At 73.7% G+C, this 23,961-nt stretch carries 20 protein-coding genes; 5 read left to right on the top strand and 15 right to left on the bottom strand.

The features are described 5' to 3' along the window. Window positions 1–61 precede the first annotated feature (61 nt). Both AB0873_RS01415 and AB0873_RS01420 read left to right on the top strand, forming a co-directional pair. On the top strand, window positions 62–538 hold the full coding sequence (locus AB0873_RS01415) for a YbjN domain-containing protein (RefSeq protein ID WP_155333519.1): 477 nt from the start codon (window positions 62–64) through the stop codon (window positions 536–538). Beyond that, window positions 535–2,175 carry a YbjN domain-containing protein gene (locus AB0873_RS01420; protein ID WP_366597939.1) on the top strand — a complete coding sequence of 547 codons (1,641 nt, stop codon included), beginning with the start codon at window positions 535–537 and terminating at the stop codon, window positions 2,173–2,175. Before AB0873_RS01415 ends, AB0873_RS01420 begins: the two co-directional genes overlap by 4 nt. A gap of 109 nt (window positions 2,176–2,284) precedes the next feature. Here AB0873_RS01420 and AB0873_RS01425 read toward each other — a convergent pair whose 3' ends face one another. The 7 genes from AB0873_RS01425 to AB0873_RS01455 all read right to left on the bottom strand — a co-directional run bounded on the left by AB0873_RS01425 (window position 2,285) and on the right by AB0873_RS01455 (window position 10,300). Continuing rightward, on the bottom strand, window positions 2,285–3,460 hold the full coding sequence (locus AB0873_RS01425; RefSeq protein ID WP_155333521.1) for a S1 family peptidase: 1,176 nt from the start codon (window positions 3,458–3,460) through the stop codon (window positions 2,285–2,287). A 150-nt stretch (window positions 3,461–3,610) separates the two neighbouring features. Then, entirely contained in the window at window positions 3,611–5,299 is a 1,689-nt protein-coding gene (locus tag AB0873_RS01430) for a ribonuclease J (RefSeq protein WP_366597940.1), read from the bottom strand. A gap of 55 nt (window positions 5,300–5,354) precedes the next feature. Continuing rightward, window positions 5,355–6,278 (bottom strand): 4-hydroxy-tetrahydrodipicolinate synthase, encoded by a 924-nt coding sequence (gene dapA, locus AB0873_RS01435; RefSeq protein WP_366597941.1) that lies wholly within the window; start codon window positions 6,276–6,278, stop codon window positions 5,355–5,357. A 46-nt stretch (window positions 6,279–6,324) separates the two neighbouring features. Continuing rightward, window positions 6,325–7,068: an FAD-dependent thymidylate synthase gene (thyX, locus tag AB0873_RS01440; protein ID WP_366598053.1), complete on the bottom strand. Its 744-nt coding sequence runs from the start codon at window positions 7,066–7,068 to the stop codon at window positions 6,325–6,327. A gap of 124 nt (window positions 7,069–7,192) precedes the next feature. Then, window positions 7,193–7,813, bottom strand: a complete 621-nt coding sequence (locus tag AB0873_RS01445) for a DUF2752 domain-containing protein (RefSeq protein WP_366597942.1) — start codon at window positions 7,811–7,813, stop codon at window positions 7,193–7,195. After that, on the bottom strand, window positions 7,810–9,039 hold the full coding sequence (locus AB0873_RS01450; protein ID WP_366597943.1) for a crosslink repair DNA glycosylase YcaQ family protein: 1,230 nt from the start codon (window positions 9,037–9,039) through the stop codon (window positions 7,810–7,812). The genes AB0873_RS01445 and AB0873_RS01450 overlap by 4 nt, the downstream gene beginning before the upstream one ends. A 10-nt stretch (window positions 9,040–9,049) precedes the next feature. Next, window positions 9,050–10,300, bottom strand: coding sequence for a glycosyltransferase 87 family protein (locus AB0873_RS01455; RefSeq protein ID WP_366597944.1), 1,251 nt, complete (start codon window positions 10,298–10,300; stop codon window positions 9,050–9,052). 35 nt (window positions 10,301–10,335) lie between these two features. Between AB0873_RS01455 and AB0873_RS01460 the strand changes: the two genes are divergently transcribed. Both AB0873_RS01460 and AB0873_RS01465 read left to right on the top strand, forming a co-directional pair. After that, window positions 10,336–10,920: a GNAT family N-acetyltransferase gene (locus AB0873_RS01460; RefSeq protein ID WP_366597945.1), complete on the top strand. Its 585-nt coding sequence runs from the start codon at window positions 10,336–10,338 to the stop codon at window positions 10,918–10,920. A 47-nt stretch (window positions 10,921–10,967) separates the two neighbouring features. Then, window positions 10,968–11,969, top strand: coding sequence for a sigma-70 family RNA polymerase sigma factor (locus AB0873_RS01465; protein WP_366597946.1), 1,002 nt, complete (start codon window positions 10,968–10,970; stop codon window positions 11,967–11,969). 61 nt (window positions 11,970–12,030) lie between these two features. Here the strand turns inward: AB0873_RS01465 and AB0873_RS01470 are convergent, their stop codons facing one another. The 4 genes from AB0873_RS01470 to AB0873_RS01485 form a co-directional block, all read right to left on the bottom strand. Continuing rightward, a complete protein-coding gene (locus AB0873_RS01470) occupies window positions 12,031–12,930 on the bottom strand; it encodes a carbohydrate ABC transporter permease (RefSeq protein WP_155333529.1) in 900 nt (299 codons plus the stop codon). Next, window positions 12,927–14,054, bottom strand: a complete 1,128-nt coding sequence (locus tag AB0873_RS01475; protein ID WP_366597947.1) for a sugar ABC transporter permease — start codon at window positions 14,052–14,054, stop codon at window positions 12,927–12,929. The genes AB0873_RS01470 and AB0873_RS01475 overlap by 4 nt, the downstream gene beginning before the upstream one ends. Window positions 14,055–14,126: 72 nt before the next feature. Then, window positions 14,127–15,374: an extracellular solute-binding protein gene (locus AB0873_RS01480; protein WP_366597948.1), complete on the bottom strand. Its 1,248-nt coding sequence runs from the start codon at window positions 15,372–15,374 to the stop codon at window positions 14,127–14,129. A 26-nt stretch (window positions 15,375–15,400) separates the two neighbouring features. Next, window positions 15,401–16,390: a substrate-binding domain-containing protein gene (locus AB0873_RS01485; protein ID WP_366597949.1), complete on the bottom strand. Its 990-nt coding sequence runs from the start codon at window positions 16,388–16,390 to the stop codon at window positions 15,401–15,403. A 147-nt stretch (window positions 16,391–16,537) separates the two neighbouring features. Here AB0873_RS01485 and AB0873_RS01490 point away from each other — a divergent pair, with 147 nt between their 5' ends. After that, window positions 16,538–18,664: a glycogen debranching N-terminal domain-containing protein gene (locus AB0873_RS01490; protein WP_366597950.1), complete on the top strand. Its 2,127-nt coding sequence runs from the start codon at window positions 16,538–16,540 to the stop codon at window positions 18,662–18,664. Between the two features lie 129 nt (window positions 18,665–18,793). Here AB0873_RS01490 and AB0873_RS01495 read toward each other — a convergent pair whose 3' ends face one another. The 4 genes from AB0873_RS01495 to AB0873_RS01510 are packed head-to-tail and all read right to left on the bottom strand — an operon-like array spanning window position 18,794 to window position 23,960. Beyond that, a complete protein-coding gene (locus AB0873_RS01495) occupies window positions 18,794–19,270 on the bottom strand; it encodes a GNAT family N-acetyltransferase (protein ID WP_366597951.1) in 477 nt (158 codons plus the stop codon). 41 nt (window positions 19,271–19,311) lie between these two features. Beyond that, the gene (gene dapB, locus AB0873_RS01500) at window positions 19,312–20,085 is read right to left on the bottom strand and encodes a 4-hydroxy-tetrahydrodipicolinate reductase (RefSeq protein WP_366597952.1); all 774 of its coding nucleotides are present in this window, start codon (window positions 20,083–20,085) and stop codon (window positions 19,312–19,314) included. Window positions 20,086–20,139: 54 nt separating this feature from the next. Beyond that, a complete protein-coding gene (locus AB0873_RS01505; RefSeq protein WP_366597953.1) occupies window positions 20,140–21,534 on the bottom strand; it encodes a pitrilysin family protein in 1,395 nt (464 codons plus the stop codon). A 47-nt stretch (window positions 21,535–21,581) separates the two neighbouring features. Beyond that, a complete protein-coding gene (locus AB0873_RS01510) occupies window positions 21,582–23,960 on the bottom strand; it encodes a polyribonucleotide nucleotidyltransferase (RefSeq protein WP_366597954.1) in 2,379 nt (792 codons plus the stop codon). Between the last annotated feature and the right edge of the window lies 1 nt (window position 23,961).

Raw genomic sequence — 23,961 nt, forward strand, 5'->3', positions numbered from 1 at the left:
TCCGCGCGTCGTCGCGCGAATCCGCCGCCGGTCGTGATATCCGCCTCAGAAGGGATGCCCCATGGCGTCGCCGATCGCGGACGGTGCGGACCGCCCCCAGGCCGGGTACCCGGGTGCGCTGCGCCCGCTGACCGGCGAGCTGATCGCCACCGTGCTCGCCGGTCGCGGGTACGCGGTCGAGACCGACCCGGCCGGCGACCTGGTCGGCCGGTGGGCCGACAGCCTGATCTGGTTCCTCCGCCCGGGCACCGCCGGGGAGCTGCTCCAGGTACGCACGGTGTCGGCGCCGACGTTCGCCATCGAGTACGTCCCGGCTCTGCACGCCTTCTGCAACGCGTGGAACCACGACCGGCTCTGGCCGAAGGCGTTCGTGCACGTCGAGGACGACGGGCGCGCCCGCGTCTGCGGCGAGGTCATCACCGACCTGGAGCACGGCGTGACCCCGCACCAGCTCGACCGGCTCCTCCACTGCGGCATCTCCGCCGGCTGCCAGCTCGCCGCCGAGGTCGCCCGCCTGCCCGGCGGGATGCTGCCGTGACCGGGCAGCCCGGCGGCCGGGGGCTGGAGGAGTTCGGCTGGCCGGGCTGGCTGCCCGGACGCCGCCGGCCGGAACGGGACCACCGCGCCCTCGCCGAAGAGCTGGCCGACGTCCGGGACTCCCCCGACGGTGAGACGCGCGGCGCCGAGCTGGAACGGATCGCGGCGCGCGCCGACGCAACCGGTGACGACCGGTCGGCGCTGGACGCCCGGCTCGCCCTGATCGAGTCGTACCTGCTGCACGGTCAGCGGTGGCGGCTGGTCGAGCCGGTCCGCCGCTGCCTCGCCGCCGCCGATCGCCGACCGGACCTGCTGCCAGCCGGGGGCCGGGAGCTGCTGTCGCGCTACCAGCGGTACGCCGTGGAGGCCCTGCTGGGCAGCCCCCGCGTCGGGCTGGACCAGGCCCGTGCCCTCCTCGACGACCTCGCCGCCGCCGACGCCCCGGTGGTCGCCGAACTCCGCTGCCGGATCGCCGACCACCTCGGCGACGAGCCGGCCGCCCGGTCCTGGTACGACCGCTGGGTGGCCGCCGCCCCCGACCCGACGGACGGCTGCGCCGAGTGCGCCCGGGTACGACGGGCGGACCTGCTCGCCGGGTGGAGCGACTGGCGGGCGGCGCTGGACGAGCTCGCCGGCGCCGGCCGGTCGGACTGCACCGAGGCGCCCGAGCGGGCGCTCGCCGCCGGCATGCTGCCGTGGCTGCGGGCCGGCGAGCCGGAGCGGGCCGCGGCGGCGCACGTCCAGGCGTACCGGCGGCACCGGCGCGAGCGGGCCGCCTTCCCGTACCTCGCGGCCCACCTGCGCCTCTGCGCCCTCGCCGGGCATCCCGGCCGCGGGCTGGACATCCTCGCCGAGCAGCTGACGAGGCTCGACCACGCCGACGACGAGCTGTCCGCGATGGAGTTCGCGGCGGCCGGTGCTCTGGTGTGTGCCGTCGCGACGGACGCGGGACTGGGCGGGCGGACGGTGCACCGGCCGGCGTCCGGGTCGCGGCCCGCCGCCGACCTGGACGTCGAGGCGCTCGGCGCCGCCCTGCTGGACCTGGCCACCGGCCTGGCCGGCAGCTTCGACGCCCGCAACGGCACCGGTCACCAGTCCGGTCGGATCGCGTCCTGGTTGGCCGAGCGGGCGCGGGCCGGGCAGGCGCTGGTCGCTCCCGTGGCGTGGCCTCCCGACTGGGTCGGGGACGACGATCCGCCGGACGACGGCCCGGCCGACGACCCGCCGGACGACGCGCCGGTCCCGCTCAGCCTGGCGCTCGTCACCGCCGCCCTGGAGCGGCGCGGCGACAGGTACGTCGTGGACGCCGCCGACACCGTCGTGGGGCGCTGGGGCGAGGCGCTCATCCAGGTGCGACGGGCCGGCGAACGTGGCGAGATCCTGCACGTCCGCACCGTGGCCAGCCGCCGGCTCCCGGCGTCGCGGCGGGCCGAGGCGTACGCGTTCTGCAACTCCTGGAACCAGGACCGGCTGCTGCCGACCGCGTACGTGCACGACTCCGGGGACGAGCTGGTGCTGGCCGGGGACGTCAGCACGGACCTGTCGCACGGGGTGGCCCCGGTCCAACTGGACGTGCTGCTGGAGGCGGCGGTACGCACCGGCTCGGCGTACGCCGACGCGGTGGCCGCCCTGCCCTGACCCCGCCCTGCCCTGACCCCGCCCTGCCCTGACCCCGCCCTGCCCTGACCCCGCCCTGCCCTGACCCCGCCGGGCCCGGTGGTCCCGGACCCGGCGGGGTCGGCGACCACTACCGGGTGTTGCCCGTGGTCACCAGGGTCAGCCCGTTGACGTCGAGGATCTCGCGCAGCGGTTGGAAGAACGTGGTGCCGCCCACGGTGCAGTCGCCGGAGCCGCCGGAGGTGACGCCCTGCGCCTGGTCGCCGGAGATCCAGGAGCCACCCGAGTCGCCCGGCTCGGCGCACACGTTCGTCCGGACCAGCCCGGTCACCGTCCCCTCCGGGTAGCGGACGGTGGCGTTGCGGGCCTGGACGACGCCGCAGCGGGCGCCGGTGGTGGAGCCGGATCGGCAGATCGACGCCCCGACCGGCACCTCCTGCGCGCCGGCCACCGGAACCGTCCCGCCGTTGAAGTCGTTGACCACCGGCTGCGGCGTCCACGCGTTGTTGACCTCGACGACCGCCCAGTCGTCACCGGGGAACGACGAGGCCCGGAACACGCCCTGACCGACGCCGTTCGCCCCGTCGGTCCGGGAGCCCACCCGGCCGCAGTGCCCGGCGGTCACGAATCCGCCCACCACGGAGAAGCCCACCGAGCAGCGGCCCGCGCCGTCGATCGTGAAGGGGTCGCCGCCGCGGACGTCGAAGAGCAGCCGGGGCTCCTCGGCGGACGCGTCCACCCGAACCGCCTGCCGGGGTACGCGGGTGCGGTCGACCAGCCGCCAGGCCGCCTCCTCCGAACCGGGGCGGGCGAGCACGACCAGCGAGTTGTCGGCGACGTCGACGTACCAGCCGGACACCGCGTCGGACGCCGATCCGCCGGCCCGGTCCAGCCGGGTCTTGAACGTGTCGAGCTGCCCGACGCCCCGGGCCACCACCTTCGGCACCGCCCCGGCGGCGCGGACCCGCTCGGCCTGCGCCCGGTCGGCGACCGCGACGTTGAGGGTCCGACCGTCCGCGCCGAGCCAACTGCCGCCGTAGTCGGCGCCGAGATCGTTCCGCAGTTCGCTGACCACCCCGGTCGCCCAGCGCTCGGTGGCGAGCCGCTCCGTGACCTGGCCCGGGCTGAGCGACAGGTCCCGCCGCATCGCGTCGACCACCTCCGGCGCGACGTCACCGGCCGCCGGGGCGGCCGTACCGCCGCGGGGGGTGGGCTCCTCCCCCGCGAAGGACGGCAGTGTCACCGCCGCCGCCGCACCCACCGTCGCCACCATCACGCCGATGGCTGTCAATCGTCTGCGGTCCATCCGTCACGCTCCTCCCGGCCGGCGCGGTCACGCCCGCCACGACGGAGTACGGGAGCGGCGCCGGGACGGTTGAAGGATCGACGGAAAACGATGCTGCGAATACGGCGACGCCCGCCGGGAGTGACCGGCGGGCGTCGGAGCGTAGGAGAATCAGACCTCGACGACGGTCGGCACGATCATGGGCCGGCGCCGGTACGCGTCGTTCACCCACCGCCCCACGGTGCGCCGGACGATCTGCTGGAGCTGGTGCGGGTCGGTGATGCCGTCCGAGGCCGCCCGGTTGAGGGCCTCGGTGACCAGCGGCACCACCGGGTTGAACGCCTCCGGGTCCTCCGAGAAGCCCTTGGCGGAGACGGTGGGCCCGCCGACGACCTTCCCGGTCACCGAGTCGACCACCACCGTCGCGGCGATGAAGCCGCCGTCCCCCAGGATCCGGCGCTCGGTCAGCAGCGACTCGCTCACGTCGCCGACGGCCAGGCCGTCCACGTAGACGTACCGGCTCTTGACGTGCCCGACCAGGCTGGCGCGGCCCTCGACCAGGTCGACCACGTCGCCGTCCTCGCAGAGCACCACCCGGTCCGGCGCGACGCCGGACTCGATGCCGAGCCGGGCGTGGGCACGCAGGTGCCGCCACTCGCCGTGCACCGGCATCAGGTTGCTCGGCCGGACCACGTTGAGCAGGTAGAGCAGCTCGCCGGCCGGGGCGTGACCGGAGACGTGCACCTTCGCCACGTCCTTGTGCACGACCACGGCACCGGCCCGGGCCAGCCGGTTGATCACCCGGTAGACCGAGGTCTCGTTGCCGGGCACCAGCGAGGACGCGAGCACCACGGTGTCGCCGGGGGCGATCGTGATGTGCCGGTGGTCGCCGCTGGCCATCCGGCCGAGGGCACTCATCGGCTCGCCCTGGCTGCCCGTCGACATCAGCACGATCCGCTCGGGCGGCATGGTGGTGGCCTCTTCGATGCCGACGACCAGGCCCGGCGGGATGTTCAGCAGGCCCAGGTCCCGGGCGATGCCCATGTTGCGGACCATCGAACGGCCGATCAGGGCGACCTTGCGGCCGTGCTCGACGGCGGAGTCGAAGACCTGCTGCACCCGGTGCACGTGCGAGGCGAACGAGGCCACGATGATCCGGCCCCGGGCCTTCTGGAAGATGGAATCGAGCACCGGCCCGATCTCCCGCTCCGGCGTGACGAAGCCGGGGATCTCGGCGTTGGTGGAGTCGGACAGCAGCAGGTCCACGCCCTCGGCGCCGAGCCGCGCGAAGCCGGCCAGGTCGGTGATCCGCCCGTCCAGCGGGAGCTGGTCCATCTTGAAGTCGCCGGTGTGCAGCACCAGACCGGCCGGGGTGCGGATGGCGACCGCGAGCGCGTCCGGGATCGAGTGGTTGACCGCGAAGAACTCGCACTCGAACGGGCCGAGCCGCTCCCGGCCGCCCTCCCGCACGGTCAGCGTGTACGGCTGGATCCGCCGCTCCGCGAGCTTCGCCTCGACCAGGGCGAGGGTGAACTGCGAGCCGACCAGCGGGATGTCCGGCTTGTGGGCCAGCAGGTACGGCACCGCCCCGATGTGGTCCTCGTGACCGTGGGTGAGCACGATCGCCTGCACGTCGCCGAGCCGGTCCAGGATCGGGCCGAAGTCGGGCAGGATCAGGTCGACGCCGGGCTGCTCCACGTCGGGGAAGAGCACCCCGCAGTCGACGATCAGCAGCTTGCCGTCGTACTCGAAGACGGTCATGTTCCGACCGATGGCGCCGAGCCCGCCGAGCGGGATGATCCGCAGTCCACCCTCCGGCAGCGGCGGCGGAAATTCAGCCTCGAAGTGCGCCTCGGTCACGCGTTCACCTCATTCTGCGGCGCCGTCACCCGGCGCCCGTCGATTCGTTCGATCATCAGGGAAGGTCCAGCCCGGCCGCCGCGCAGTCGGCGCGGAGCTGGGCGAGTTGCTCGGCCGTCGCGTCGACCAGCGGTGGGCGCACCGGACCGGCCGGCAGCCCCTTGGCCGCGAGCCCCGCCTTGACCAGGATCGTGCCCTGGGTGCGGAAGATGCCCGTGTACAGCGGCAGCAGCCGCCGGTGCAGGGCGAGCGCCGCGGCGGTGTCGCCCGCGTCGTACGCCTGGATCATCTGCTGGGTCTGCACCCCGGTGAAGTGGGTCGAGGTGCCGACCACGCCGACCGCGCCCACGGCCAGCGCGGGCAGGGTGAGGGAGTCCTCGCCGCTGTAGAAGGCGAGACCGGTCCGGCTGGTGACCCAACTGGTGGCGGTCAGGTCGCCCTTGGCGTCCTTCACCGCGACGATCCGCCCGTGGTCGGCGAGTCGCACCAGCGTCTCGGTCTCGATCGGCACACCGGCGCGGTGCGGGATGTCGTACAGCATCACCGGCAGCCCGCTCGCGTCCGCCACGGCGGTGAAGTGCCGCAGCAGGCCCGCCTGCGGCGGCTTGTTGTAGTACGGGGTCACCACCAGCAGGCCGTGGGCGCCGGCCTTCTCGGCGGCGGCGGCCAACTCGATGGTGTGCCGGGTGTCGTTGGTGCCGACCCCGGCCACCACCTTCGCGCGGTCGCCGACGGCCTCCACGACGACCCGGATCAGGCGCTCCTTCTCCGCGTCGGTGGTGGTCGGCGACTCACCGGTGGTGCCGTTGACCACCAGCGCGTCGTTGCCCTGCTCGTCCACCAGGTGGTTGGCCAGCCGGGCCGCCCCGTCGAGGTCGAGCGACCCGTCGGCGTGCAGCGGCGTCACCATGGCCGTGAGCACACGCCCGAACGGCCGAGATACGGCCGGGGCGACGGTGTCAGGGTGGTCGTGCGTCATGGGTCCAACCTAGCGGACGACCGCCGAGCCGCTGCCGGGGAAGGGCTCAGGACACCTCGGCGTGCGGGCTGGCCGCCACCTCGGTGCCGTCGGGCAGCGTCGAGATCACGAAGTCGTTGAACACGTTCGGCGCGACCCCCTGGAGCTGGCGCAGGCACTCCACGGCCAGCTCCCGGATCTCCACGTCGGCGTGCTCGGTCGCGCGCATCGCGACGAAGTGCCGCCACGCCCGGTAGTTGCCGGTGACCACGATCCGGGTCTCGGTGGCGTTGGGCAGCACCGCACGGGCCGCCTGCCGGGCCCGCTTGCGCCGCAGCGTGGGGTTGGGCTCGTCGGTGAAGCGCTGCTCCAGCCCCTCCAGCAGCTCGGTGTACGCACGGACGCTCGCCTCGGCCGCCGCCACGAACTTCTTGTGCAGCTCCGGGTCCTCGGCGATCACCGTCGGCTCGACCATCGCCGCGTCCCGCTCCGGGACGTACCGCTGGGACAGCTGGGAGTACGAGAAGTGCCGGTGCCGGATCAGCTCGTGCGTGAACGACCGGGACACACCGGTGAAGTAGAAACTCACCGAGCCGTGCTCCAGCACGCTCAGGTGGCCCACCTCGAGGATGTGCGCCAGGTAGCCGGCGTTGGTCGCGGTGGCCGGGTTCGGCTTCTTCCAGCTCTGGTAGCAGGCCCGACCGGCGAACTCGGCGAGCGCCTGGCCGCCGTCGGCGTCGGTCGACCACGGCACGTCGTCCGGGGCCGCGAAGTGGGTCCACGCGATGAGCTTGACCTGGGGCTGCACCATGTCCGGCATCCCTGGGACTGTAGTGGCCGCTCAGGCCTGCGGGAAAGTTGGGCTCGCGGGCAGTTGGCCGGCTCACGCTCCGCGCGGCACCCCGGCGGGCACGTCGCGCCGAAGCCGGACCGGATCAGACGTACAGGGAGGTGAACGGCGCCCAGGGCAGGTTGCGCAGCACCGAGAAGGCGAACCACGCGGCCAGGAAGACGCCGATCACCCGGGTGTCGATCCGCAGCTCGGGGAGCCGCCAGCCGAACGCCTGCTTCCCCGCCCACGCCACGAAGAAGTACGCCAGGAAGGGCAGGGCGAACACGAAGAGGAAATGGTGGCGGGCGGCGGCCGGCAGGTCGCCGTGCAGCACGTACCAGAGTGCGCGGGTGCCGCCGCAGCCCGGGCAGTCCAGCCCGGTGGTGAGCTTGAGCAGGCAGGTCGGCGCCGCGTCGGGCGCGGACCGGGTCGGGTCGCTGATCAGCGTGTAGCCGATGCCGGCGGCGACGCAGCCGAGCGCGGCCAGTGGCACCGCCCAGCGCGGCGAGCGCTCGTAGAGCCGGACCACGAAGCGGGTCAGCCGGTCCGGCTCGGACACCGGGTAGGGCGGGACCTGCCCGGCGGGCCACCCCCCGTGGGGATCGACCCGGGTGCCCGGCACGGCCGGGTCCGGCGGGGCCGGAGACGTCGCCACCGGGTGCGGCGGGACCGGGTGCGGCGCGGCGTCGCCCCGGGGCCCCTCAACGCTCGTCACGCCGATCACGGTACACCGGCCAGGCTCGTCAGCGCGGCGGCCAGCGGACCCGCCAGGTCGCCCGCCGCCGGGGGCGCCACGGCGTCCAGGCCCAGCCAGCCGGCGAGCCGCTGCAGCTCGGCGGCGAGCGCGAGCGCGGTCTCGCCCGGGTCGGCGCCGGGCTCGAGCCAGGCCGCGGGCACCAGGAGCACGCCCGCCCTGCGGTCGGCCTTCAGGTCGACCCGGGCGGTGAACCGTTCCCCCTGGAGGAACGGCAGCACGTAGTAGCCGTGCACCCGCTGCGGCGCCGGCACGTAGATCTCGATGCGGTAGCTGAAGTCGAACAGCCGCTCGGTGCGGCCTCGCTCCCACACCAGCGGGTCGAACGGGCTGACCAGCGTGTTGCCGCGCACCCAGCGGGGCAGCCGTGCCTGCGCGTGCAGCCAGGCCCGCTGCCGCCAGCCCTGCACCGTCACCGGCAGCAGCTCCCCCGCCTCCGCCAGCTCGGCGATCGCCGTCCGGGCCCCGGCCAGCGGCAGCCGGAAGTAGTCCCGCAGCTCCGGCTCGGCGGCCACCCCGAGCGACCGGGCCGCCACGGCGACCAGGGTCCGGTACGCCTCGGCGTCGGTCGGGGTCGGCGCGGCCAGCACGACGGCCGGCAGGACCCGCTCGGGGAGGTCGTAGCGGCGGGCGAACGAGGTGGTGCGGTCGGCCGCGGTCACCTCACCGGCCCAGAACAGGAACTCCAGCGCCCGTTTCACCGCCGACCAGTTCCACCCCCAGTTGCCGGTCTCCCGAGGGGCGTCGTGCTCGATCTCGGCAGCGGTCAGCGGGCCGCCGGCGGCCACCTCGTCGCGGACCCACGCCACCAGGCCGGGCTGCTCCTCGGCGATGCGGCGCATGCCACCCCAGGCCTCGGCCCGCGCGCGGGCCATCCGCCAGCGCAGCGCAGCGTGCAGATCGACCGGCACCAGCGACGCCTCGTGCCCCCAGTACTCGAAGAGGTCGCGGGGACGGCGGTAGGCCGCCGTGTCGAGCAGCGCGATCGGGTAGGGCCCGAGCCGGCTGTAGAGCGGCAGGTAGTGCGCCCGCTGGAGCACGTTGACCGAATCCATCTGGATCAGCCCGACCCGGTCGAGCACGCGACGCAGGTGCCGCCGCGTCGGCACGCCGGTGGGCGCCGGGTCGGCGAAGCCCTGGGCGGCGAGCGCGATCCGCCGGGCCTGGGCGAGCGAGAGCGATTCCGGTGCGACCATCGCGGGCACCCTAGTTCAGCGGTACGACACCGCTGTGCGCCCGCCCGTCGACGTCACCCGGGCGCGACGCGGCGCCCCTACCGGCCGGTGCCCGCACCGACGGCGGCCGGACCGGCAGGAAGGCGAGCAGCGCCAGGCTGATCCAGACGTAGGTGTTGCTGCCGAGGAAACCGCCGATGCCGGTGAAGTCCCGCTCCCACACCCAGACGATCCGGCTGATCAGGAAGGCGTACGCGACGGCCGCGGCGACCAGCAGCGCGCGGCGCCGGCGGCTGCCCGCGGGGGCGGCCATCCCGCTGTCCACCAGGAGGATCAGCGCCGGCAGCAGCCAGACCAGGTGGTGCACCCAGGTGACCGGGCTGACCAGGCACATCACCGCGCCGGTCAGCGCCAGCCCGGTCGCCTCGTCACCGGCGGCGGCGGCCCTCCGGGACCGCCACACCCACAGCGCCAGCGTCGCCACCACCAGCGCCAGCCAGGCCACGGTGCTCGGCTCCTGCGGGTCCAGCCGGGCCACCACCCCCCGCAGCGACTGGTTGGAGACGAACGCCAGCTCGCCCACCCGGTTGGTGTTCCAGAGCGCCTCGGTCCAGAACTCGCGGGACGCGTCCGGGAACAGCGCGCCGGCGAACACGGTGGCGGCGGCCGCGGTGCCCATCGCGGTCACCGCCGCCCGCCAGCGGCCGGTCACCAGCAGGTACACGAGGAAGATGCCGGGGGTCAGCTTGATCGCGGTCGCGAGGCCGATGCCCACCCCCGCCCAACGGCTGCCGCCCGGCAGCAACCGGAGCAGGTCGACCGCCACCAGGAACAGCAGCAGCATGTTGACCTGGCCGAAGTTGACCGTCTCGCGCATCGGCTCGTACGCGGCGGCCAGGCAGAGCGCCACCGCTAGAGCGAACCAGCGGGTCCACCCGGCCCGCCGGGAGATCGGGTCGACCAACCAGTGGAACAGGACCACGGTGACCACCACGCTGGCGGCCACGCTCACCACGATCGCCGCCGTCCAGGGCAGGTACGCCATCGGCAGCATGACCAGCGCGGCGAAGGGCGGGTACGTGAAGCCGTACTGGGTGAACGGGCGCAGGTAGTCGTAGATCTCCCCGCCGTCGTGCACCCAGTGGCGCAGCGCGCCGTAGTACACCTGGAGGTCGAAGAAGCCGTGCCGCACGGCGGCCACCGACAGGAAGAGAGCCACCGCGACGGCGAGGCCGGCCACGCCGACGACCTGCCCGACCGTCCGCCCGGCACCCTGCGCCACCGTCGCCTCCCTCGCCCTGCGTAGGCTTCCGTGCCATGGCCCTCGGATACGTCCGCCCGGCGCGTCCGGAAGACGCCGGCGAGATCGCCCGCGTCCAGCTCGCGACCTGGCGGGTCGCGTACCGCCGCATCCTGCCCCGGCACGTGCTCGACAACCTGGACGAGGCGTGGCTGGCCCGGCGGTGGAGCGCGGCGGTGCAGGAGCCGCCCTCCGGCTCGCACCGGGTGCTGGTCGCCGTCGAACAGGCCGAGCAATCGTATCTGGTGGGGTTCGCCGCCTCCGGTCCGGCCGACGCCGAGGCCCTGGCCCCCGGCGAGCCGGCCGAGGCGCTCGGGCCGGACGTCGTCGCGGTGACCGACCTGCTGGTGGAGCCACGGTGGGGCCGGCGGGGGCACGGCAGCCGGCTGCTCGCGGCGAGCGTGGACCACTGGCGCGAGGACGGGTTCGGCCGGGCGGTGGCCTGGGCGTTCGACGGCGACGCGGCGACCCGGGGGTTCCTCACCGGCACCGGCTGGGAGCCGGACGGGGCGGCCCGCGCGCTGGACGTGGAGGACATGCTGGTCCCGCAGGTACGCCTGCACGTAGCCGTCCCGCCTCCGCCGCACGGCGCGGAGGGGTAGCCGGCGGGTCGTTCGGGACTGTCGGAGGCCCCGCCTACGGTGACGCCATGACGGTGGCGCACGCGCAGGTCCCGGCCGGCGAGGATCGCGGCCACCCGTTTACCGGCGAGCCCTGGCCGACGGTCTCCGCGGCCCACCGCGCCGAGCTGACCGGCTACTGCTACCGAATGCTCGGGTCGATCTTCGACGCCGAGGACGCGGTGCAGGAGACGCTGCTGCGGACGTGGCGGGCGCGGGACGACTTCGCCGGCCGGGCCTCCGTGCGCACCTGGCTCTTCCGGATCGCCACCAACGTCTGCCTGGATCTGCTGCGCGGTCGTGCGCGGCGGGCTCTCCCGGTGGATCTCGGTGAGCCCTCCCCGCCGGTCCTCGCGCTGCTCGGCGCACCCGAGCCGGGCTGGGTCGAGCCGGCGCCCGACGCGGCGGTGCTGCCGGCGACGGACGACCCGGCGGAGGTCGCCGTCGCGCGCGAGTCGGTGCGGCTGGCGTTCGTGGCCGCGCTGCAACACCTGCCGCCCCGGCAGCGCGCCGTGCTGATCCTGCGCGACGTGCTGCGCTGGCGGGCCGACGAGGTGGCCGGCCTGCTCGACGCCACGGTCGCCTCGGTCAACAGCGCCCTGCAACGGGCCCGGGCCACGATGGCCGGCCGCGCCGGCACGGCGCCCGCCGCGGAGCTGGACGCGGCCCACCGCGAGCTCCTCGACCGCTACGTCGACCTGTTCGAACGGTACGACGTCGACGCGCTGGTCGCCCTGCTGCAGGCGGACGCGGTGCACAGCATGCCGCCGTACGCGCTGTGGCTACGGGGGCCGCGGGACATCGGGCGGTGGATGCTCGGCCCGGGCGCCGAGTGCCGGGGGTCGCGGCTGCTGCCCGTCGCGGCCAACGGCGGGTCCGGCTTCGGGCAGTACCGGCCCGACCCGGCCGGCGGGCACCGGCCGTTCTCGGTTCAGCTCGTGTCGACCGACGGGGCCGGGATCACCGCGATCACCCACTTCCTGGAGCCCCGGCTCTTCCCGCTGTTCGGGCTGCCCGACCGGCTGCCCTGACTGCCGGCGACCGACGAACGGGGTGGTTCCCGCGATCCCGCGGCCCGGGAACCATTCCGCGTCAGCCCTTCTCCGCGCCCTCGGCGGCGTCCCGGACGAAGTAGCGCTGGAAGATCACGAAGATGACCGCCACCGGGATGGTGGCGAGCAGCGCGGCGCCGAGCTTGAGCGGATACTGCGTGCCCTTGCCGAGCGAGCCGCTGACCAGGTCGGCCAGGCCGCGCGGCAGGGTGAACAGGTCCGGGTCCTGCACCGACACCAGGCTGTGCGGGAACTCGTTCCACGAGCCCTGGAAGGACAGGATGGTCAGCGTGATGAGCGCGGGCTTCGCCATCGGCAGGACCACCGACCAGAAGGTGCGGAAGACGCCGGCCCCGTCGATCCGGGCGGCCTCCTCCACGCTGACCGGGACGGACTCGAAGAACTGTTTCATGATGAAGATGCCGGCCGCGTCGGCGAGCAGCGGCACGACCAGCCCCGGGTAGCTGTTGTAGATGCCCAACTGGTTGAGTACCAGGAACTTCGGGATCAGCAGCACGACGGGGGGTACCGCCATCACGGCGACGACCGCGGCGAAGAGCCACCGCCGCCCGTGGAAGCGGAGCCGGGCCAGGGCGTACCCGGCGAGGGAGTCGAAGAACACCCGCCCGAGCGTGACCAGCACGGTCACCAGCAGCGAGTTGCCGAGCCAGAGCGGGAAGTTGGTGCCGGCGAAGATCCGCTCGAAGCCGTCCAGCACCAGCGGGTCGGGGATCGGCGAGAGCGGGTTGGCCGCCGCGTCCGGCTCGGTCTTGAGCGAGTTGCCGATCTGGATGACGAACGGGTAGAGGAACACCAGCCCGAAGAAGATCAGGACGGCGTACCCCAGGATGCGGCTGGCCAGCGCGCGGCCGTCGCGGGCGCGACGGCGGCTGACGGGCGCGGGCGCCGCCGGCGCGGATCGCTCGGTCAGGGTGGTCACGACCGGCCTCCCCGGCGTACGGTCCGGCGCCACGAGCGGCGCCCGGCGGAGTCCCGGTCAGCCATGATCCGGCGCTGGAGCAGGGTCAGCACGATGATGATCAGGAACAGCACGAACGAGATCGCCGCGCCGGAGCCGTAGTCGAAGTCCCGGAAGGCGGTGCGGTACGACAGGTACGCCGGCGTGAGCGTGGTCTTGGCTGGGTCGCCCTGGCTCATGACGTACACCTGGTCGAAGACCTGCCAGGACCCGATCAGGCCGAGGGTGAGCACCAGGAACGTGGTCGGTTTGATCAGCGGCAGGGTGACGTGCCGGAACCGCTGCCAGCGCGAGGCGCCGTCGATCGTGCTCGCTTCGTCCAGGACGACCGGGACCTGCTGCAGCGCGGCCAGGAACATCAGCATGAAGGTGCCGGAGGTGGTCCACACGACCAGCGTGATGATCGACATCATCGCGACGCTCGGCCCGGAGAGCCAGTCCCACCAGCTGAGCCCGAACGGACCGCCCTCGGCCAGGGCGGCGGGCGGGCTGTCCACACCGACCGCACCCAACAGCAGGTGCAGGACACCCCGTGGGTCGGCGAACCACTGTGGCCCGTCGATCCCGAAGAGCCGGAGCAGGCCGTTGACGGCTCCGGAGTTGGCGAAGAGGAAGAGGAAGACGACGCTGATCGCGACCGAGCTGGTGACCGACGGGAAGTAGAAGGCGCTGCGGAAGAAGCTCTTCCCCCTGAGCAGCCGGTTGTTGACGATCAGCGCGAGGCCGAGCGCCAGTACGGTCTGCGCCGGCACGACGAGCGCCACGTAGTAGATGTTGTTCCGGATGCTGGTCATGAAGTCGCGACGGTCCAGCCCGTCCTCGGTGAAGAGCCGGGTGTAGTTCTCGGCGCCGACGACCGGCACCTCCGAGGTGAACGGGCTGCCCTGCCCGTTCCAGTCGGTGAGGCTCACCCAGAACGCCATCAGGATCGGCAGCAGCATGAACAGCCCGAGGATGACGATGATCGGCGCGACGAAGAGCCAGCCGGCGACGTTCTCGTTTCCCCGCACGCCCCCGCCCCCGCCGCCGCGCCGCGGCGGTCGGGCGGTCGCGGTGGCCGGGGCGGCCACGGCGTCGATCGCCATGTCCTCTCCTTCCTCCGGTCGGAGGTGGAAGGAAGGGCCCCGGTCGACGAACCAGGGGCCCTTCCTCGCACCTCAGCCGCCCAGGGCCGCCTTGGCGTTCTTGTCGAAGTTCGCCAGGATGGTCTTCGGGTCGCCGCCCGCCAGGCCCTGCAGGCTCGCTTCCAGGTCCTGCAGGACGCTGTCCATCTTCGGCGCGTTCACCGGGCCCTGCGCGTACGCGGCGCCGTCGATGAACGGCTTGTCCGCCGGGAAGGCGCCGGTGTACTGGTCGCGGACCGACTGACGGGACGGCATCACGCCGAACGCCGTCGCGAAGGCCATCTGCTGCTCACCCGAGGTCATCGCCTCGACGAACTTGATCGCCTGGTCCTTGTACGTCGACTTCGCCGCGATCCCCCAGCACTGGGTGAAGGAGAGGGTGCCCTTGCCCTTCGGGCCGGCGGGCAGCTCGACGACCTTGTACTTCACGGTCGGGAAGTCGTTCTTGAGGGCACCCTTGATCCAGTTGCCCTCGATGGTCATCACGGCCGCGCCCTTGCCGAACGCCTCGCCGGACCAGCCCGCGTCGAGTTGCTTGGGGAAGCGGGCCAGGCCCTCGGTGACCAGCGACTTGACGTACGTCAGGGCGGCGACGTTCTCCGCGGTGTCGGCCGTGGGCTGCTTGCCGTCCTCGCTGAGCAGCCAGCCGCCGTTCTGCACCAGGAACGCGCCGATGCGGTCGCGGGTGTCACCGAGCGCGAGCGGCACCATCCCCTTGGCCTTGATCTTGCGGGAGGTGGCGGTGAGCTGGTCCCAGGTGGTCGGGACGTCGGCGTCGGTCAGCCCGGCCTTCGCCCACAGGTCGGTGTTGATCTGGAGGGCCAGGGTGGAGAAGTCCTTCGGGGCGCAGTAGAGCTTGCCGTCGTAGGTGAACGTGGTGCGCAGGCTCTCGTAGAAGTCCCCGGTGTTGCTGATCTTGTCACCGTACGGTTCGAGGGCGCCGACGCTGGCGTAGTCGGCGAACCGCGCCGCGTCGACGTAGAACACGTCGGGCGGGGTGCCGCCGGCGAGGGCCTGCCCGAGTTGCTGGGTGAGGTCCTGGGCCGGGGTGACCGTCGCCTGGTTGCCGGAGGACGACGCCCACTTGGCGGCGGCGTCCTGGACGGCCTTGGTCTCGGCGTCGCCGGAGGAGCCGATCAGGATCTGGAGGTTGGCGGGTCCGCTGGACTGGGCGGCGTCGCCGGAGCTGTCGTCGAAACCGCTGCCGCAGCCGGCGGAACCGAGAAGGGCGGCGGCGGTGAGGCCGGCCAGCGCCGCCCGGGCGAGGGAGCGAGGTGCCATCGGATTCTCCTGTGGGGGACGGGGGATCATGCGGTGTGGCGCCGCACCAGCGAGGGCTGGAGCAGCACCTGGTCGGTGGTGCGGTGAGGACCGTCGAGAACGGCGGTGAGCAGGTCGACGCAGCGGGCGGCCGCCTCGCCGAGGGGTTGGCTGACGCTGGTGAGGCCCACCGCGGCGGCGACCGGGGTGTCGTCGAAGCCGATCACCGCCACGTCCGGGGCGTCGGCGCGGACGGCCTGGAGGGCCCCCAGGGCGAGCGAGTCGCTGGCGCACAGCAGCGCGGTCGGCGCCGCCTCGGCGAGCAGGCCGCGCGCGTGGCGTTCGCCCTCGGCGATGCCGTCCACCGTCTCGCGGTCCAGCCCCGCCGGGTCCACGCCGGCGGCGGCGAGGGTGCGCCGCCAGCCGGCGCGCCGGTCGTCGCCGACGCCGGAGCCGGCCGGCCAGCCGAGGAAGCCGATCCGGCGGTGGCCGGCCGCGAGCAGGTGGGTGGTGGCCTCGGCCGTGCCGGACGCACCGTCGACGTCGACCCAGGGGTGCGCGTCGGGCGCGTCCCACGGCCGGCCGAAGGTCACGAACGGCACCCCGCGCCGCGCCAGCCACTCCGTCCGCGGGTCACCGTGGTCGGTGCCGGTGAGCACGAAGGCGTCGAGGTCGTACGCCCCGAGCAGGTCGTCGTACGTCGCGATCTCGCGGTCGGTGTCGATGGCGGTGTAGAGCATGACGCGGTATCCGGCCGCTTCGGCGGCCTCGGTGAGGCCGTGCAGGAACCGGTCGAGCACCGAGCCGTTGATTCCGTCCCGGGTGGGCTCGATGCGGGCCGCGATGAGCCGGGACCGGCCGGTCCGCATCTGGCGGGCGGCCTGGTTGGCCCGGTAGCCCAGCGCGTCGATGGCCTCCTGCACGCGGAGCCGGGTCTCCTCGCGCACGATGTGCGGCGCGTTGAGCACGTTGGACACCGTCTGCCGGCTGACCCGGGCGTGCCGCGCCACCGTCGCGATGGTCACCTTTTCGGCCACTTGATTCCTCTCGCGGTCTTGAACGATCCAATTTGGATACGGCAGGATTGGATCGTTCAAGTTGCTGGAATGTTTCGCACTCTGCACCGCCCGGGGACGGTCTGTCAAGACATCCGCGCCCCGCCGAGAAGGATCTGGAGCCGCATCGTGACCGAACGCCACCTGCAACCCCTGCTGCATGATCTGGTGGGGGTCGCGCTCGCCCCGACCAGCGCGCTGGGGGACGCGGCCGGGCAGATCCGCCCGACCGGGGTCCAGGGCGTGTTCCACGCCGACGCCCGCGTGCTCAGCCGCGCCGAACTGCGCGTCGACGGCCGCGAGCCGGAGGCGCTGGCGCGCGGGGCGGCGGGCCCGCACGGCGCGCGGTTCGTCGGCCTCGCCCGCTGGCTGGGCGATCCGGGTCCCGACCCGACGGTACGCGTGGAGCGCACCCGCCACCTGCACCCCGGCGGCCTGACCGAGGAGGTGCGGCTCGTCTCCAGCGCGTCGGTGCCGGTGCGGGCCACGGTCGACGTCGACCTGGCGTGCGACCTGGCACCGATCGAACTGGTCAAGTCCGGCGGCGCCACCACGCCGGTCGCGGCGGAGGTCGGCGCCACCGGCGGCCTCACCTGGTCCGGCGAGGGCGTCACGGTCCACCTCACCGCCGAGGGCGCCGAGGTGCGCGCCGACCGGGCCGACGCGCCGGCCCTGCGCTGGCCGGTGGAGCTGCCGTCCCGCGGCGCCGTCACCCTGCGCTGGCGGCTCACCGTCACCGACCCACGCGCGGTCGTGGCCACCCCGGCGGTCGAGACGTCCTGGGCCGAGCCGCGCGTCCACGCCGACGACCGCCGGCTGACCCGGCTGCTCGACCGGTCCCTCGCCGACCTGCGTGGGCTGCGCCTCGCCGACCCGGACGCGCCACAGGACGTCTTCCTCGGCGCCGGGGTGCCCTGGTTCCTCACCCTTTTCGGCCGCGACAGCCTCTGGGCCGCGCGGATGATGCTGCCGCTCGGCACCGACCTCGCCGCCGGGACGCTGCGGGTGCTGGCCCGCCGCCAGGGCACCCGCCTCGACCCCGCCACCGGTGAGGCTCCCGGCAAGATCCTGCACGAGCTGCGGCGACTCGAGTTCACGCTGGCCGACGGGGGGCTGCGGCTGCCGCCGGCGTACTACGGCACGGTCGACGCGACCATGCTCTGGGTGTGCCTGCTGCACGACGCGTGGCGTTGGGGACTGCCCGCCGACCAGGTCGCGCCCCTGCTGCCGCACCTGGAGGCGGCGCTGGGCTGGCTCGCCGACCACGCCGACGCCGACGGCGACGGCCTCATCGAGTACGTCGACACCACCGGGCACGGCCTGTCGAACCAGGGCTGGAAGGACTCCGGGGACGCGGTCCGCTTCCGCGACGGCCGGCTCGCGACCGCGCCGATCGTGCTCGCCGAGGTGCAGGGGTACGCGTACGAGGCGGCCGTCGCGGGAGCGGCCCTGCTCGACGCGTTCGGCCGTCCCGGCGCCGACCGCTGGCGCGCGTACGCCGACCGGCTCGCCGAGCGGTTCCGTGCCACGTTCTGGGTGGACGGCCCGTACGGGCCGCAGCCGGCCCTCGCGCTGGACCGGGACAAGCGCCCGGTGGACTCGCTGACCAGCAACATCGGTCACCTGCTCGGCACCGGCCTGCTCACCGCCGGCGAGGAGGCTCAGGTGGCCCGGCTCCTCACCACCGACGCGATGACCGGCGGGTTCGGGCTGCGGACCATGTCCACCGGCGATGCCGGGTTCAGCCCGCTGTCGTACCACTGTGGCTCGATCTGGACCCACGACACGGCGATCGTGCTCGCCGGGCTGGCCCGGGCCGGCTTCCGGCAGGCCGCGCTCGGCCTCGCCGACGGCCTGCTCGCGGCCGCCGAGGCCTTCGACTACCGGCTCCCCGAGCTGTACGGCGGCGACGACCGCGACCTGCTCGGGCGTGCCGTGCCCTACCCGGCGGCCTGCCACCCGCAGGCCTGGTCGGCGGCGGCGGCCGTGCTGCTGCTCCAGGCGGCCACCGGCGTCTACCCCGACGTGCCGGCCGGAAGCGTGCACCTCGCCCCGCTGGCCGGCGCCGACCTGGGCGCGGTGTCCGCCGCCGGCCTACGCGTCGGCGGCAGCCCGGTCACCGTCGCGGTCGACCGGACGGGCGCGGCCTCGGTCACCGGCCTGCCGGCGGACTTCCAGCTGACCGGACCGGCCGCCTCCGCGCCGGTCCCCGCTCCCCGCCCGGCGGCCGAGGAGGCCACCTCGGACGTCGGCTGAACCCGACGACCGGCAGCCGAACCCGACGGCGCGGCCGGGCCCGACGGGGTCGGAGCCCACCGCGGCCCGGCCCGCGCGGCCCACCGGCCGGACCGTGCGCGGCCGGCCGGTGCCCGGCGCAGCGGGTTGTCAGGCGGGGTCGACCAGTTCGACGACGATCTCGTCGTCCTCCGTCGCACCGGTCGGGGCGAAACCAAGGCTGCTGTAGAGGCGGGCGGCGACGGTGTTGTCCGGGTGGTACGACAGCCGCACCGGGTTTCCGCCGTCCTCCCGGGCCAGCCACTCCGCCAGGGTCACCACCGCGGCACGGCCGACGCCGTGGTCCTGTTCGGCCGCGTCGACCAGCATGCCGCCGATCCACCGCGACCCGTCGTCGTCCACACCCCACATCACGTGGCCGACGACGGTCTCGTCGGCGTACACCGCGAGTGAGGTCCACACGTCGGACCGGTCGGTCAGCAGCAGGTAGCGGGCGGCGAGAGCGGGCACCCAGAGGCGTTGGTCATCGCGCGGGGCGACGTCCGCCACCGCACGCCAGTTGTCGTCGCCCACCGGGCGCAGGGTGACCCGGCGGCCGAGCCGGTCGTGGACGTGGGAGTCGATCACCCGGGCAGCCTAGAGCGGCCGGGGTGGGCTGACGACCGCTTTCAGTCGAGCAGGGCGTCCAGGCCGACCGTGAGGCCCGGTCGGTTGCGCACCTCGCGGACGGCCAGCAGCACGCCCGGCATGAAGGACGCCCGGTCGTACGAGTCGTGCCGGATGGTCAGCGTCTCGCCCGTGGTGCCGAAGAGCACCTCCTGGTGGGCGACCAGGCCGGTGGCGCGGACCGCGTGCACGCGTACGCCGTCGATGTCGGCGCCACGCGCGCCGGCCACCTCGTCCTTGGTGGCGTCCGGCACGGGGCCCAGCCCGGCCGCGGCGCGGGCCTCGGCGATCAGGCGGGCGGTGTGCGTGGCGGTGCCGCTCGGGGCGTCGAGCTTGCGCGGGTGGTGCTGCTCGATGATCTCCACCGACTCGAAGTGCCGGGCCGCCCGGGCGGCGAACTGCATCATCAGGACCGCGCCGACGCCGAAGTTGGGGGCGACCACCACGCCCACGCCGGGCTTGCGGGCGAGCCAGCCGCGTACCCGCTCCAGCCGCGCCTCGGTGAAGCCCGTCGTGCCGACCACGGCGCTGATGCCCTGGTCGATGCACCAGTGCAGGTTGTCCATGACGACGTCGGGGGTGGTGAAGTCGACGACCACCTCGGCCCCGGCGTCGGAGGCGTTGAACAGCCAGTCGCCCTGGTCGATCATGGCCACCAGCTCCATGTCGGGCGCCGCGTCCACCGCGCGGCAGACCTCGAGACCCATCCGGCCCCGAGCGCCCAGCACGCCGACCCGGATCGGCTCGTCCGCGCTCTTGTCCTGCTCGTCAGTCACGGGGCACAACCTATCCCAATCGGGACGCGGGCACCGCCGGGGTGGGGTGGTCGCTCACGCGGTGAAGTCGGACTCGCCGAACGGGCCGACCACGGCCAGGGACATCGGCCGCCCGAGCAGCTCGGCGGCGAGGTCGTTGACGTCGTCGACGGTGACCGCGTCGACCCGGGCGAGCAGCTCGTCGACGGGCATCAGGTCGCCGTAGAGCAGCTCGCCCTTGGCGAGGCGGCTCATCCGGGAGCCGGTGTCCTCCAGGCCCAGCACGAACGAGCCCTTGCTCATGCCCTTACCACGGGCCACCTCGGCCTCGGTCAGCCCGTCGGCGGCCACCCGCGCCAGCTCGGTGCGGGTCAGGTCCAGCACCTCGTCCACCTTGCCCGGAGCGCAGCCGGCGTAGACGGCGAACAGGCCACTGTCGGCGTACTGGCTGGCGTACGAGTAGACCGAGTACGCGAGGCCGCGCTGCTCGCGGATCTCCTGGAACAGCCGGCTCGACATGCCGCCGCCGAGGACGTTGTTGAGGACGCCGAGGGCGAAGCGGCGGTCGTCCAGCCGGTCGATGCCGGGGCAGCCGAGCACGACGTGCGCCTGCTCGGTCTCCTTCGGCTCCACGAGGGTCGTGACGGGCTTCGTGCGTACCGCCGGGGTGGCGGCCCGGAACGGCGCCGGCGTCGCCGGGTCGGTGTCCAGCGGAGTGCCGCGCAGCGCCTGGCGGACCAGCTTGACCACCGCGGCGTGGTCGAGGTTGCCGGCGGCGGCGATGACGATCCGGGGGGCGGTGTAGTGCCGCCGGTAGAAGCTCTGGATCTGCCGGCGGGTCATCGGGGTGACCGTCTCCTCGGTGCCGGAGATCAGCCGGCCGAGCGGGTGGTCACCGTAGACGGCCCGGGTGAAGAGGTCGTGGACCTCGTCGCCGGGCTCGTCGTCGTGCATGGCGATCTCCTCGAGGATCACGCCCCGCTCGGTCTCCACGTCGGCCGGGGTGAGCACCGAGTCGGCGACGAGGTCGCACATCACGTCGATGGCGAGCGGCAGGTCCTCGTCGAGCACCCGCGCGTAGTAGCAGGTGTACTCCTTCGTCGTGAAGGCGTTGGTCTCGCCGCCGACCGCCTCGATCGCCGAGGAGATGTCCAGGGCGTTCCGCTTGTGGGTGCCCTTGAACAGCAGGTGCTCCAGGAAGTGGGCGGCACCGGCCTGCGGGCCGTTCTCGTCCCGCGACCCCACGGACACCCAGATGCCGAACGAGACGCTGCGCATCGTGGGGATCGCCTCGGTGAGCACGCGCAGGCCGCTGGGCAGAACCGTCCGACGGACGGTCCCGCCCAGCGGGTCGTCGCTGAGCGTCCGGGTCACCGCACGGGCGCCGCCGGCGCGGCCCCCGGTCGTGCCCCGGAACGCCGCCACCCCCCGTCGATCCGGCGGAAACGGCGCGCTGGCGGCCCGACTCACGTGGTGCTCCCGGTTCGACGAGGGGTGGGTGGTGCGGTGGTTACCGGTCAGGTGTGCCGGGTGCGACGGCGCGGACGCGAATCGCCGCCGCCCTCGCCGCCCTCGCCACGGTCACCGCGGTCCGGGCCACGGCTGCCGCGCTCACCGCCGCGGTCGCGGTCACCGCGGTCGCGCGGCCCCCGGTCGCCCCGGTCACGGCCGGCCGGCCGCTCGGCGCCCGCCTCGGCCTCGGCCGGGGCCTCGGCGCCCTCCGGGCGGACCTTGTCCAGGTAGATCTTGCCGCGCTGGTCGATGTCGGCGATCTCCACCTCGACCTTGTCGCCGACGTTGAGGAAGTCCTCGACCTTCTCGACCCGCTTGCCGTCGCCCACCTTCGAGATGTGCAGCAGGCCGTCGCGGCCCGGGAGCAGCGAGATGAAGGCGCCGAACGCGGCCGTCTTCACCACGGTCCCGAGGAACCGGTCGCCGACCTTGGGCAGCGTCGGGTTGGCGATGGCGTTGATCCGCTCCACCGCCGCCTGGGCCGACGGGCCGTTGGTGGCGCCGACGTAGATCGTGCCGTCGTCCTCGATGGAGATCTCGGCGCCGGTCTCGTCCTGGATGGCGTTGATCGTCTGACCCTTGGGGCCGATCACCATGCCGATCTTGTCGACCGGGATCTTGACGGTGGTGACCCGCGGCGCGTAGTCCGACATCGGGGCCGGGGCCTCGATCGCCCGCTGCATCACGTCGAGGATCGTCTGCCGGGCCTCGTGCGCCTGCTGGAGCGCGGCGGCCAGCACGTCCGACGGGATGCCGTCGAGCTTGGTGTCGAGCTGGAGCGCGGTCACGAAGTCCCGGGTGCCGGCGACCTTGAAGTCCATGTCACCGAACGCGTCCTCGGCGCCGAGGATGTCGGTCAGCGTCACGTACTGCGTCTTGCCGTCGACCTCGTCGGAGATGAGGCCCATGGCGATGCCGGCGACCGGCGCCTTGAGCGGCACACCGGCGCTGAGCAGGCCGAGCGTCGACGCGCAGACCGAGCCCATCGACGTGGAGCCGTTCGAGCCGAGGGCCTCGGAGACCTGCCGGATGGCGTACGGGAACTCCTCGCGCGACGGCAGCACCGGGATCAGCGCCCGCTCGGCGAGCGCGCCGTGGCCGATCTCGCGCCGCTTCGGCGAGCCGACCCGGCCGGTCTCACCGGTGGAATACGGCGGGAAGTTGTAGTTGTGCATGTAGCGCTTGGACTTCTCCGGGGAGAGCGTGTCCAGCGCCTGCTCCATGCGCAGCATGTTCAGCGTGGTGACGCCCAGGATCTGGGTCTCGCCACGCTCGAACAGCGCCGAGCCGTGCACCCGGGGCAGCACGCCGACCTCGGCGTTCAGCGGGCGGATGTCCCGCGGGCCGCGGCCGTCGATGCGGACCTGCTCGCGCAGCACCCGGCTGCGGACCTCGGACTTGGTCAGCGACCGCAGGGCGGCGGAGAGCTCCTTCTCGCGACCCTCGAAGCGGGGGGCGAGCTCGTCCAGCATCCGGGCCTTGATCGCGTCCAGGGCCTCCTCACGCACCGCCTTGCCGGCGATCTGGAGGGCCTCGGCGACGTCGGCGCGGGCGAACTCCGCGACCGCCTCGTACGCGTCGTCCTGGTAGTCGAGGAACACCGGGTACTCGAGGACCGGCTTGGCGGCGACCTCGGCCAGCTCGCTCTGCGCGCGGCACAGCTCGCGGATGGTCGGCTTGGCGGCCTCCAGACCGCTCGCCACGACCTCCTCGGTCGGGGCCGGGGCGCCGTCGGCGACCAGCTTCACGGTGTGCTCGGTGGCCTCCGCCTCGACCATCATGATCGCGACGTCGCCGTCCGGCAGGGCACGGCCGGCGACCACCATGTCGAAGGTGGCCCGGGCCAGCTCCTCGTGGGTCGGGAAGGCGACCCACTGACCGTCGACGTGCGCCATCCGGGTGGCGCCGATCGGCCCGGAGAACGGCAGGCCGGAGAGCTTGGTCGACATCGAGGCGGCGTTGATCGCCACGACGTCGTACGGGTGCTGCGGGTCGAGCGCGAGGACGGTCTCGACGACCTGGACCTCGTTGCGCAGGCCCTTGACGAACGACGGGCGCAGCGGCCGGTCGATCAGGCGGCAGGTGAGGATCGCGTCCTCGCTGGGCCGCCCCTCACGACGGAAGAACGAGCCGGGGATCCGCCCGGCGGCGTACATCCGCTCCTCGACGTCGACGGTCAGCGGGAAGAAGTCGAACTGCTCCTTCGGCTGCTTGCCGGCGGTGGTGGCGGAGAGGACGACCGTCTCGCCCAGCTGGGCGACGACGGAGCCGGCGGCCTGACGGGCCAGCCGACCGGTGGAGAAGGTGACCTCACGGGTGCCGAAGGCCCCGTTGTCGATCACGGCGGTGCGGGACTCGGTGCCGAGGTTACTGCTCTCGGTCATC

The sequence above is a fragment of the Micromonospora sp. NPDC047707 genome (genome assembly GCF_040704235.1).
Classification (GTDB): Bacteria; Actinomycetota; Actinomycetes; order Mycobacteriales; family Micromonosporaceae; genus Micromonospora.

Excerpts from the sequence above, each read along its gene's own strand:
- AB0873_RS01425 (WP_155333521.1), bottom strand. The coding sequence starts at position 3,460 with ATGGACCGCAGACGATTGACAGCCATCGGCGTGATGGTGGCGACGGTG.
- AB0873_RS01480 (WP_366597948.1), bottom strand. The coding sequence starts at position 15,374 with ATGGCACCTCGCTCCCTCGCCCGGGCGGCGCTGGCCGGCCTCACCGCC.
- AB0873_RS01510 (WP_366597954.1), bottom strand. The coding sequence starts at position 23,960 with ATGACCGAGAGCAGTAACCTCGGCACCGAGTCCCGCACCGCCGTGATC.
- AB0873_RS01460 (WP_366597945.1), top strand. The coding sequence starts at position 10,336 with ATGGCCCTCGGATACGTCCGCCCGGCGCGTCCGGAAGACGCCGGCGAG.
- AB0873_RS01415 (WP_155333519.1), top strand. The coding sequence starts at position 62 with ATGGCGTCGCCGATCGCGGACGGTGCGGACCGCCCCCAGGCCGGGTAC.
- AB0873_RS01475 (WP_366597947.1), bottom strand. The coding sequence starts at position 14,054 with ATGGCGATCGACGCCGTGGCCGCCCCGGCCACCGCGACCGCCCGACCG.
- AB0873_RS01450 (WP_366597943.1), bottom strand. The coding sequence starts at position 9,039 with ATGGTCGCACCGGAATCGCTCTCGCTCGCCCAGGCCCGGCGGATCGCG.
- dapA (WP_366597941.1), bottom strand. The coding sequence starts at position 6,278 with ATGACGCACGACCACCCTGACACCGTCGCCCCGGCCGTATCTCGGCCG.
- AB0873_RS01465 (WP_366597946.1), top strand. The coding sequence starts at position 10,968 with ATGACGGTGGCGCACGCGCAGGTCCCGGCCGGCGAGGATCGCGGCCAC.
- thyX (WP_366598053.1), bottom strand. The coding sequence starts at position 7,068 with ATGGTGCAGCCCCAGGTCAAGCTCATCGCGTGGACCCACTTCGCGGCC.